Source organism: Imperialibacter sp. EC-SDR9 (assembly GCF_902498805.1).
Lineage (GTDB): Bacteria > Bacteroidota > Bacteroidia > Cytophagales > Cyclobacteriaceae > Imperialibacter.
Map to the genome: position 1 here is coordinate 134295 of NZ_LR701584.1, position 12586 is coordinate 146880.

Sequence of the window (12586 nt, forward strand, 5' to 3'; positions counted from 1 at the left end):
CTTTCTTCAAAGGGCTATTAAATAGACCTTCCAGTATTGATCACATTCACTCCATCAAACCTTGTTGTGGAGCTTCCGTGCGATACGGCACTTACCTGCGAGGGCTGACCTTTGCCATCGAAGAAAGAGCCGAACATCCGATAATCATTTTCATCACATATTTTCACGCAGCTATTCCAGAATTCCTGGGTATTGCTCTGATAGGCTACGTCATTAAGCATACCCACTATTTCACCGTTTTTGATTTCATAAAACACAGTGCCGCCGAACTGGAAGTTGTAGCGCTGCTGATCGATAGAGTAAGAGCCCCTGCCAGCAATGTAAATGCCTTTCTCTACGTCTTTGATCATATCGGCCGAGGAGTACTTCTCCTTGCCCGGCGCCAGTGAAACGTTAGGCATGCGCTGGAACTGCACATCCTGCCAGGTCTGGGCATAGCAGCAGCCATGCGACTCATTCTGACCGAGAATATGCACCTGGTCACGAATGGCTTCATAGTTCACCAGAATACCGTCTTTGATCAGGTCCCAACGCTTGGTCTTCACTCCTTCATCGTCGTAACCCACCGCACCCAGCGAGCCAGGCTGCAGCTTGTCAGCAAAAATATTTACCTCCTTGCTGCCGTAATTGAAATCGCCTGACTTCCATTTATCCAATGTGGCAAAACTTGTGCCGGCATAATTGGCTTCGTAACCAAGCACTCTATCCAATTCCAGCGGATGCCCCACAGACTCGTGAATTGTTAAACCAAGGTGGTTCGGCTCCAGTACCATGGTGTATTTACCAGGGTCCACCGACTTGGCGTCGAGCATTTCCTTCGCTTGGAGCGCCGCCGTTTTGGCATCCTCTACTATATCGTAGCTGTTCTTGTACAGCTTCATGCCACCAGGGCCTTCCAGCTTGTCCGATTCCTTTGGAAGCATGTACTCCCATCCCATTCCCATGGGGGCACTCATGGCAGAGCGGGATTTGAATTTTCCTTCGGCACGGTTCACGGCATTCACATTGAACGTAGGCCATATCCTGTGCACGTCCTGATCGATGTACGACCCCTCTGTAGAAGCAAAATACTTCTGCTCATTCACCATGAACAGGTTAGAGTTGACGAAGCTGGCACCAGCGTCCATGGCGGCGGCATTGGCGGCCAGGAGCAAATCAACTTTCTCGGATACAGGTACTTCAAAAGCACTCTTTTCTATTGGGCTTTTCCAGCTTACTTCTCCGTATGACTGAACAGGAGCAAGCTTTACAGGGTCAGTCTGAAATTTTGAATTGGCTTTGGCTATGGACACAGCTTGCATCGTGGCTTTTTGAATACCTGCCGGATTGACCTCGTTGGTGGAGGCAAAGCCCCAGGTACCATTGGCGATAACTCTAATGCCTACACCAAACGACTCAGTGTTGACTATATTTTGCACCCTCGTCTCTCTGGTAAACACATATTGGTTGAGGTACCTTCCTATTCTCACGTCGGCGTAGGTCGCTCCGTTCGCTTTTGCAGCATTCAACGCCACGTCCGCCAGCTGTTTCTTTTGGGCCACATCCAGTGGCGACTCCAAAAAGCGCTGTACCGGCACCGCATTCCCTATCATTGGAATCGACAAAGCAGCCCCTGCCATTCCTAAACCTGCTATCTGTACAAAGTCTCTGCGTCTCAAAGTATTATCGCTTTTGTAGTAATAAGAATTTTTTCTTGCATCCCTTCAAACAAAAGGAGCTGATCGTTAAATAAGTTGTAAAATACACAGCTTCAATTACACAACGATAGTAAAAAATGGTCAGCGGTTAGAAATGGGTTTGGAGGATCAGAATCATCAAGCTAATGCACTGTAAATTAAGTGTGGCAATCATTTATATAACAGGAAAGAACAAAAGGCGTCGCTAGATCAGAGAACCTAAGTCGGGTCGTCCAGCGCTACTTTAAAGAAAAATAGCCTTAGTGTTGATAATTAGACATTATATATATTTATGGAAAATTGACGCCAGCAATCATCGGCTGATAGTTGCCAAATTCCGTTCTCCGCTGACCACCAACAATATAGCGTTCGGATTACGACATAGAATTTCATATTGACAATACCTGACCAATCCGGAGACAGGCCGAAACTCCTCCTTCCGTCATATTTTTACATGTTATTTTCCTAATTAAAGTAAAGTCTCATACATTAAGATGGTCTACTTTAGCGGAATTACTTCTTGACGCCTGTTGATAGGCTAACCAGCAAAAGATAAAATGAGAACAAGCAAGGACAGTTCATTTGTTACTTACACAAGTCTGGCCGTCAACTTCATTGCCATTCTCGTAGTTACTGGATGGATTATTGGATTCGACGTCCTGCTGGCGATAGTTCCTGGCCTGCCGACGATGAAGTTCAATACTGCTCTGGGCTTTTTGTTCGCCGGCCTGGCTCTAACTTTCCTTGACACTTTCAGGAACGGATTCAACCTGCCTGTTCAGCTATTTTCTGTCTTAACCATGCTGATTGGCCTCCTTACGCTTTCGCAATATGCGTTTGGCTACTCGTTGGGGATAGATGAATTCTTCTTTGTCGACAATATTTCGAGAGTGGCAAATGCGCCCTACCCGGGTCGTATGTCGGCCGCTACTGCTACGTGTTTTCTATTGCTGGGGGCCTCCCTGCTGATTTTTTCATCATCCAGGGTGCGGCTTTTGCCGCTTGCACAGTATGTTCTTCATCTGGTGAGCCTGCTCTCATTTATTTCATTAATGGGCTTTTTCTATCAGGTTCCCTCAAGCGCCAAACTGCCGTTTTTTAGCACAATGGCCATTCACACTTCAATCACCTTTTTATTGACTTCACTGGCGGCCAGCCTCAGCCGACCTCACCTCGGGTTGGTTGGCTTTTTTAAAGGACGAAACCTGGGCACCTGGCTGGCGAAGCGGCTCTTGCCACAAATTGCCTTTCTTGTGATAACCCTGGGCTTTTTAATGATTCTTTCCAAGAGGTTCGGCATAGTATCCGTGGAATTCGGCATTTCGCTGCAAACAATCTCCTTTCTGGCAATTTGCCTTGTTCTCATCCTGAGAGTGGCCTTCATACTCAATAGAGTGGATACCGAACGACAAGAAGCAGAAAATCAACTTTCAGACCTCAACCAGTCGCTGGAAGAAAAAATTGCAGAGCGAACGGAAGAACTAAATTTGCTTAATGAGAGGCTACAACTAGCTACCAGTAGTGGAAACGTTGGTTTGTGGACTATCGATATCAAAGATAACTTCCTTGATGTGAACGATGCATTAAGAAAAATTTGGGGTTTTGACCCCTATGAGCCAATATCTCTGGATTCGCTCAGCAAAAGGACTCATCCCGAAGATCGGGCACGAGCTGACAAGGCATTTGATTTGGCGGTAAAAAATCAGCTGTCCATTGGTCTTGAGCACCGGATTATATTACCCAACAAATCTATTAAATACATCAAGGTTAATGGCGTAGTCCACTATGACGAACAGGGCAATCCTTTCCGAATTGCGGGCACTCATTGGGACATTACCGAACAAAAGCTTTTTGAAATAAGTCTTGAGGAAAGTGAAAAACGCAATAGGGTATTTATTGAACAAGCCCCCTCAGCCATTGCCATGTTCGATACCGAAATGAGGTACCTGGCTGCCTCCGAAAAATGGAAAGAAGACTACGGAATCAAAGACAAGCAAATAATAGGCATCTCACACTATGATATTTTCCCTGAGATTGTAGAGGATTGGAAAAAAATCCATACAAAATGTCTCCATGGAGCCATTGACAAAGTGGACGAGGCTCCCTTCAACAGAGCTGACGGGTCGGTGCAATGGCTCACGTGGGAGGTGCGACCCTGGTACAAGAAAGAAGGCGTTGTGGGGGGGCTTATTATGTACACTGCTGACATAACTTCACTAAAGCAGAAGGAAGAGGAAAAAAAACGTCTGGAGTCTATTCTAGAGCAAGCCAGCGAAACTGCCAACATCGGTGCGTGGGAAGTAGATTTGGTTAACAACACCGTTTATTGGGACAAAACAACAAAGGAACTACACAAAGTGGCTGCCGATTATGAACCCAAACTTGACGGCGCCATCCAATTCTTCAAAGAAGGCGAAAGCAGACAGAAGATCGAAGCTGCCGTCCAGAACGCAATATTAAACGGCACTCCCTATGATTTGGAAGTTGAGCTTGTAACAGCCGATGGCTCCACTAAATGGATCCGGGCAGTGGGCCAGGCAGACTTTAGCAACGGAGTTTGCACCAGGCTTTTTGGAGTTTTTCAAGACATCAATCAAATCAAAGAAGCTGAGCTCAACTTAAAGGTGAGCGAAGAGCAGTTCCGGGGAGCCTTTCAGTATTCGGCGATTGGAATGGCTCTGGTATCGCCTGAAGGCAAATGGAAACAGGTAAATAGCCGTGTTTGCGAAATGCTTGGATATGAGGAGAAAGAGCTTCTGCAAACCACCTTTCAGGAGATAACTCACCCTGACGACCTTGAAAGCGACCTTCAACTGGTGCAAAAGGTATTGAGCGGAGAAATTGATTCCTACAAGATGGAGAAGCGTTATTTTCATAAAAAGGGAAACATCGTCTGGGTGCTACTGAGCGTTTCGCTGGTGCGAGATGCCGACAACCAGCCCCTCCATTTCATTTCTCAAATAGAGGATGTTACTGAAAGAAAGGCAACAGAGAATGCCCTGAAAGAGGAAAGAAAGCTTTTGAAATCGTTGATCGATAATATTCCCGTCAATATTTATATCAAAGATTTGGCGTCGAGGAAAACACTTGTCAATAGGCTGGAAATGGAATATTCGGGCTTCAAAAAAGAATCAGAGGTACTGGGCAAAACCGACTTCGACCTCTACCCGGCGGAATCTGCAAATGTATCACGGCAAGAAGACCTAGAGGTGTTCAGCACTGGGAAAGCGATCTTAAATAAAGAGACGATCAACACCAGGCATGACGGAAGCACCAATTGGTTTCTTTCATCAAAAATCCCTTTGCGAAATGATACTGGGGAAATTGTGGGCCTGATAGGCATCAGCTACAACATCACTGCGAGAAAACTTACTGAACGGGCACTACAGGAAAGTGAACAACGCTGGCAATTTGCGCTCGAAGGAGCCAACGATGGCGTGTGGGATTGGAACCTGGCAACCGAAGAAGTATTCTATTCCAAAAGATCACTCGACATGCTGGGGCTAAGCACCAAAGACGCACCAAACAAATCAGGGGCCTGGGATAATCGGGTACACCCAGAGGACAAGGAAGCATACTTTGAAGAAATGCAGAAGCATTTGAGGGGCGAAAGCGAGGTTTATATCAACGAGCACCGTGTGCAACACGAAGATGGACACTATGTTTGGATACTTGATCGGGGCAAGGTGACCGAATTTGACGAGAAGGGCCAGCCTTTGCGAGTCATTGGCACTCATTCGGACATTACCTGGCGCAAGGAAAAAGAGGCGCAGGTCAGGCACTCGTTTGATATTATCAGCGAGCAGAACAAGCGGCTGCTGAACTTTGCGCACATAGTGTCACACAACCTTCGATCTCACTCCGGCAACCTTGAGATGATGATCAACCTCATCGATATGTCTTCTACGCCCGAAGAAAAAGAAGAACTTATCGAGCACCTGGCACAAATATCCGGATCACTGAGCGAGACTATCACCAACTTGAATGAGGTGGTCAAAATACAGGTGGATATTAACACGCAAACAGAGGAACTCAGCTTAAAAGAGTATTTCGTCAAAACGATGCGCATACTGTCGGGTGACATAAAGGAAAAAAGAGCAAGAATAAATTTAAACATAGGTGACGGGGTCACAATTACCTACAACAGAGCTTATCTGGAAAGCATCCTGCTCAACTTCCTGAGCAATGCTATTAAGTACAGGCACCCGGAGAGAAATCCTGTGGTTAATATTGACTTTGTTGAATCTAAAAATTCAAAATTTTTGCAAATTGCAGATAACGGTAGGGGTATCGATCTCAAACTCCACAAAGCCAAATTGTTTGGCATGTACAAGACATTTCACGGCAATGCCGACGCCAAGGGGATCGGCCTTTTCATTACCAAAAATCAGGTGGAGAGCATGGGGGGTAGAATCGAAGTAGAAAGTGAAGTGGGGGTAGGAACAACGTTTAAGATATACTTTTAATAAGCATGGTAGATTTAGCTTGCATCATCGATGATGATCAGATTTATGTATTCGGCCTCAGGAAGCTGATTGATTTTCATAAGTACAGTAAAAACCTGTTGGTATTTAAAAATGGTGCCGAGGCAATTAAGTACATGAAACCTTTGATCAGCACAAGTGAAGAATTGCCTGACGTCATTTTACTGGACATAAACATGCCCGTGATGGATGGATGGCAGTTTCTTGACGAGTTTGTAAAAATCAAACCGATGATAAAGAAGAAGATCACCATTTACATGGTAAGTTCTTCTATAGACCAGGCTGACATAGAAAAAGCGAAGACATACCAGGAGGTTAGCGATTTCATTGTGAAACCCGTAAAAGAAGCTGACCTGGCAAAAATACTGGGGTAACTGCCTGTCCCCTCCCCTTAACTAATCTCACGCCATCGCTCCCCGCAAGTATTAGCACAGGGCTTTTGAAAGTTAAATGCTGTAAGGGAGGCAAAAAAGGGTTGTCCGACCTTTTGGCAGGTGACCACCTGCCATTTACCCGCCCGGGGAATGCAACTACCTAAAGCCTCATGAAGGCCCTTAAATGATATAATTTACAAAACTGAGGAAAACATATTTATTTTATTTACGTTTGTGAGGATAATCAATCGCAAACTTAAAAGAAATGAAAGGCAATAACCTTGGAGAGCTCGAAGAGCTGGTCCTTCTGATGGTGGCTTCACTCGGCGACGAAGCATATGCGGTAGCGGTGAGGGAAGAACTGGAAAAAACAGCCAGCAGAGTAGTAAATATCAGCGCAGTCCACTCTTCACTCTACAGGCTTGAGGACAAGGGCTTTCTGTCGTCCGAATTCGGCGGGGCCACTTCAAAAAGAGGCGGCAAGAAGAAGCGCCTGTTCAAAGTAACCTCAGCCGGCTTTGCCACGCTGAAGGAGTCCAAAGAAATGAAAGAGCAACTGTGGTCCAACATCCCTCAGTTGTCGTTTGTCAATAGCTGAAACCCGGCACTTCTTTGATACCCGCAGGACAAAACCATGTGAATCGGCCACCAGCGCTGGGAACCTTCCTCCTCAGGAAGATTTACAGTGCAGAACTGTTCGAAGAAATCCACGGTGACCTGCTTGAGCTTTACGAAGAAAGACTTGAAACAAAGGGTAAGTGGATCGCCTCGCTTCACTACCTGAAAGACGCCGTACTTTCTGCCCGCAATTACGACCTCAGAAGAAAAAGACATTATACTACTCAAAATAACTCAGGCGCTATGATTCGAAATTACCTTAAAATCACACTGCGGACCATCTCCAAAAACAAGGTCTACACTGCCCTCAACATCATGGGGCTGGCACTTGGCATGGCTGCCTGCATTTTTATTATGCAATACGTGGCCTACGAGCGGAGCTACGACAAGTTCAACGTCAATTTCAAAAATCTGTATCGCATACAGTACAACTTTTACCGCGAAGGAGAGCTTCAGTTTGAATGTGCTGCGGCCGTGCCAAGGGTAGGGCCTTTCATGAAAGAGAAAATGCCCGAGGTGGTAGACTTCGCCAGAGCCTATCCCCTTTCGATGGTAGTTTCTTATAACAATATCAACTTTCGGGAAGACAGAATTCACATTGCCGATCCTGCTTTCCTGAAGATCTTTACCTTCCCACTCATCAAGGGAGATGTGGAAACCTGCCTGACTGAACCGAATACAGTGGTAATTTCTGAAACAGCTGCCAAAAAATACTTCGGCGACGAAGACCCTATCGGCAAAATGATCCGGGCTGACGGGCAATACAGCATGGCGGTGACAGCAGTGGCCAAAGACGTGCCCAACAATTCGCATATCAAATTTGACTTCCTTATCTCCTATCAAACACTCAATAATCAAACTGATAACCAGTCAGAAACAGCCTGGGGGTGGTACGATTTCAATAGCTACGTTCTTTTGCGGGATGGAACTGACCCTGTGGCCTTCAATAAGAAATTTGCTGACGTGCTGTATGAAGAAAGACATGAGGAGGAAGAAAAATACAATATCAGACAAGAGTTCCTCTTACAGCCAATTACCGATATCCACCTGAGCTCTAATCTACTTCAGGAATCGGAGCCGGACGAAGCCGGCGATGGGGAAGCCGTCTTTTTCCTCACCATCATTGCTGCGTTTATCCTGGTGATTGCCTGGATAAATTACATCAACCTGAGCACAGCCAGGTCGGTAGAACGTGCCAAGGAAGTTGGCGTAAGAAAAGTAATGGGCGCATTCAAGGCGCAGCTAATCGGGCAGTTTATTACCGAATCGCTTGTCATGAACTTGCTCTCCTTCGTGTTGGGGCTCGTCATAGTAACACTTGGCATCAATCAGTTCAATGCGCTTACTGATGCAAGCCTGGACCTTTCATTCTTGTTGAGTGCAAGTTTTTGGGGTGTCGCAATGCTGGTCGTTTTTATCGGCTCGTTTCTCTCCGGCCTGTACCCCGCATTTGTTTTGTCGTCATACCAGCCATCTACCGTGCTAAAGGGCAAAATGACTGGCAAAAAGGGCGGCATCCTTCTCAGAAAAACCCTTGTCATATTCCAGTTTGCTTCCTCGGTATGTCTGATTGCCGGAACCCTCATTGTGTATCAGCAGCTCAGCTTTGTCCGCAACCTGGACCTGGGCTTCGATATGACAGAGACCCTTGTGGTAAAAGGGCCCGGTGTATTTGCAGCTGACTCCCTTTATGGCTCAACCATGCAGACCTTCAGGAATGAGCTGCTTCAAATGCCGGAAATTACAGCCCTGGCTTCGGGCACCAACGTTCCGGGAGATGAGATTTTCTGGGCAAACGGTATCAAAAGAGCCGAAGAGCCCAACGAAGCACGCAAAACAATCTATATAGCCGGAGTAGACTATGACTACTTCCCTGCCTACGACATCAGGTTTGTTGCCGGCCGCAACTACGACCGAACATTCGGTACCGACACAGGCTCGCTTATCCTCAACGAAGCGGGTGCGAAATTCCTCGGTTTCGCCTCGGCTGAAGAAGCCATTAACCAAAAGCTAAGCTGGGGACGGGGCAACAAAACCATTGTGGGCATAGTGGAAGACTACAACCAAATGTCGGCCAAAACCAAACCTACTCCCTTGTTGTTTCCGCTGGTAACAGGCCGAAGCAGCTTTTTCACGATTAAGCTCGATAAAAATGGCGTTTCCGACCTTAGCCAGTTGTTCGACAAAGTAGAGCGCACCTACACGGCCTACTTCCCGGGCAACCCGTTCGACTACTTCTTTCTCGACGATTTCTTCAATCGGCAGTACAACCCCGAAAAGAAATTCAGCAGGGTCTTCACCCTGTTTGCAGGCTTTGCTATTGTGATTGCCTGCCTTGGGCTGTTCGGCCTGTCGTCGTTCAATGCACTACAAAAGACCAAGGAAATTGGTATAAGAAAAGCGATTGGCGCCGACGTAGGCCACATTGTCATGCTGCTGTCAAAAGAGTTTGTCTACCTGGTGCTGTTCGCCAACCTCATTGCCTGGCCCGCCACCTGGTTCATCATGAACAACTGGCTCGACAATTTTGCCTACAGAATTTCTATTTCACCGATGATTTTCGTCATTGCCGGATTGCTTGTTTTGGTGATAGCTTTACTTACCGTTGGCTACAAAACGATGTCAACCGCCAAGTCGGATCCGGTAAAAGCCTTGCGGTACGAATAAGAAACATGCCCTAACACAAGGCGCAAATGAAAACCTCGAATGAAACGGATGGCTTGCCACCTCGCTTTGGCTCTTGGCTGCTCAGGCGTGTTCTGAGCCGGGAGCTGTTGGACGAAGTACAGGGCGATTTAACCGAACTGTATGAAGATCGCCGGGTGCAGCATGGCGAAAGGTATGCATCTCTGCACTATCTGAAAGATTGCCTGCTATCCATAAGAAATGCCGGGCTTCGCAAGCAAAAGAAGCCACAAAAAACTCAACTCAACAGCCTGGTCATGATCAGTTACTACTTAAAAATTGCCCTTCGCAATATCAGCAAAGACAGGGCATTTGCTGCCATCAATATCCTTGGGCTGGCAGTAGGCGTTACGTGCTTCCTAACCTTGTTTCTATTCGTTCGCTTCGAACTAAGCTTCGACAAAGCGGATTCACCCGTTGCCAAAAACGAGCAACTTTATCGGGTCTATGTTCGCTCCCACATCAACGGCGAAAGCAATGTTAACTCAAAAACGTCGGGAAGAATGGGTGCCACTCTCAAAGAGAATTTCCCGGAAGTTCTCACCTATACCCGTATAGGCTATCAGGGCCCCAGAGCGTTTCGGCACAATAACCGGGTTTACAGGAGCAATACGGTTCATGCCGTTGACAGCACTTTCTTTGATGTTTTTCCTGTCAAATTTATCGAGGGAGAGCCAGGCTCCGCCCTCACAAGCCCTAACTCGCTCGTAATCACGGAGTCGGCGGCAAAGAGAATCTTTGGTAACGAAAACCCGGTTGGTGCTACACTGGAGACAGAGGGAGGCCGGAGCTACATGGTGACAGCCCTGATAGAGGACTTTCCAAAAAATTCTCACTTTAGCTGCGATTACCTTGAATCCCTCTCTACCTACGAGCCAAATGACGGTTGGATAGAGCTTTGGTATACCACTTACATCGCTTTAAAAAAGGGAACCGATCCGGTCGCCTTCGAGAAGAAAATGCAGTCTATTGTAACCAACTATGTAGCGCCTCAGGTCCAACAAGTACTTGGCGTTTCCTTCGACGAGCTGCTTAAGCAAGGCAGCGACTATGCCTTTGGCTTACAGCCCTTTCAGTCAATTTACCTGAGATCACAACGAGACTACGGTATCGATCTCAATACGGAATGGGGCACGGTCAGGTCGGGAGACATCGCTTACATTTACATATTTTCTGTGGTCGCAGTGTTCATTCTATTCATTGCGGTAATCAACTTCATGAACCTGTCCACAGCCAAGTCGGAAAAGCGGGCAAAAGAGGTGGGGGTTAGAAAAACCTTTGGTTCTACCCGCTATCAGCTCATCACACAATTTATTTCTGAAGCAGTATTGATGAGCCTGCTGGCTGTAGCATTGTCGGTAGTATTTATCCGCCTGGCATTGCCCGGATTCAACAACCTGACAGGAAGGACCCTTACTTTCAACCTTTTCAGCAATGTATACACACTGCCCGGTCTTCTGCTGTTTGCCCTGGTAGTGGGTGTGCTGGCAGGCAGCTACCCGGCTCTGTATTTATCGCAGGCCCGGCCCATCAGCGTTTTGAAACACAACAAAGTTAAAGGAGCTAAAAGCAGCAAGCTGAGGAGTAGCCTGGTCATTACCCAATTTGCCATTTCTATCTCTTTGCTCATCGGCACTATCGTCATCAAAGACCAGCTGCATTATATCCAAAATAAAAACCTGGGATTCAGCAGAGAGCACCTTGTTTCAATCAGGAATGCAGCGCTACTTAGAGAAAAGACAGATGTATTTAGCGAAACCATACGTCAAAACTTGAACATACAGGCGATTACCAACAGTTCCAGACTGTTCAATAGTGGCATTCCCGGAAGCGGTTATTTGTACAATAAAAAGACCGGATCCGACATTGTGCTTGCTCAGTTTATCAACGTGGATGATGCCTTTTTGGAAACTTTTCAAATAGAACTTGTAGCAGGAAGGTTTTTCTCGAAGGACTTCCCCAACGATTCTCAGGCCGTGATCATTAATGAATCGGCCGCCAGGGCCTTTAACGCAGCAGACCCGGTCGGCAGTGAAATAACGTCCATTGATATCACGGAAAGAGGGACGACCTACAAAATCATTGGCGTGGTCAGGGACTTTAACTACGAATCGCTCCACCGGCAGGTCCGGCCCCTGGTACTCAACCTGCGACCACCAAGAGAATCATCGGGAATGCTGACGCTTCGGGTGTCGTCCGACGACATGATGTCGACCATGGCCTTCATTGAAGATGAGTGGTCAAAGCTTGCACCTGAAGGTGAGGCTATCCACTATAGTTTTGTAGATGAAACATTGGCCAGGCTTTACCAAAGCGAACAAAAGGCCGGTACTATTGTTACCATTTTTGCCAGTATTGCCATATTTATCGCCTGTCTGGGCCTTTTTGGACTGGCAGCCTTTGTCACCGAACGACGCACCAAAGAAATTGGCATTCGAAAAGTACTGGGTGCTGGCGTGCCTCAAATCATCGTGATCCTCTCCAGGGAGTTCACCATGTGGGTTCTCCTGGCCAACCTGATTGCATGGCCCGTTTCTTACTTACTGCTGCAGCGATGGCTTGAAAATTTCGCCTTCCGCATCGACATCAGCTGGTACATATTTGCTGGGGCAGGGGCAGCGGCGCTGCTCATCGCTTTGTTTACCATTGGAGTTCATGTGATCAAAACAGCCAGGGCCAACCCGGTCAAAGCGCTGAGATACGAATAAGAATGCAACCTTTGTGTATTGATTGATCGTAAGCGTATTTT

General features: G+C 46.8%; 6 protein-coding genes. 5 read left to right on the forward strand and 1 reads right to left on the reverse strand.

Annotation, left to right across the window (positions count from 1 at the left end; translation table 11 throughout):
• Positions 1-17: 17 nt before the first annotated feature.
• Positions 18-1658, reverse strand: coding sequence for a TldD/PmbA family protein (locus GC130_RS13345; protein WP_151998820.1), 1641 nt, complete (start codon positions 1656-1658; stop codon positions 18-20).
• Between the two features lie 575 nt (positions 1659-2233).
• Here GC130_RS13345 and GC130_RS13350 point away from each other — a divergent pair.
• The 5 genes from GC130_RS13350 (at position 2234) to GC130_RS13370 (ending at position 12545) form a co-directional block, all read left to right on the forward strand.
• Positions 2234-6142: a PAS domain S-box protein gene (locus GC130_RS13350; RefSeq protein ID WP_151998821.1), complete on the forward strand. Its 3909-nt coding sequence runs from the start codon at positions 2234-2236 to the stop codon at positions 6140-6142.
• Between the two features lie 5 nt (positions 6143-6147).
• Positions 6148-6534, forward strand: a complete 387-nt coding sequence (locus GC130_RS13355) for a response regulator (protein ID WP_151998822.1) — start codon at positions 6148-6150, stop codon at positions 6532-6534.
• A gap of 265 nt (positions 6535-6799) precedes the next feature.
• Complete coding sequence (locus tag GC130_RS13360; protein ID WP_151998823.1) at positions 6800-7132, forward strand: helix-turn-helix transcriptional regulator; 333 nt, start codon at positions 6800-6802, stop codon at positions 7130-7132.
• 38 nt (positions 7133-7170) lie between these two features.
• Complete coding sequence (locus tag GC130_RS13365) at positions 7171-9819, forward strand: ABC transporter permease (protein ID WP_226940470.1); 2649 nt, start codon at positions 7171-7173, stop codon at positions 9817-9819.
• A gap of 26 nt (positions 9820-9845) precedes the next feature.
• Positions 9846-12545, forward strand: a complete 2700-nt coding sequence (locus tag GC130_RS13370) for an ABC transporter permease (RefSeq protein WP_151998824.1) — start codon at positions 9846-9848, stop codon at positions 12543-12545.
• The last annotated feature ends 41 nt before the right edge of the window (positions 12546-12586 follow it).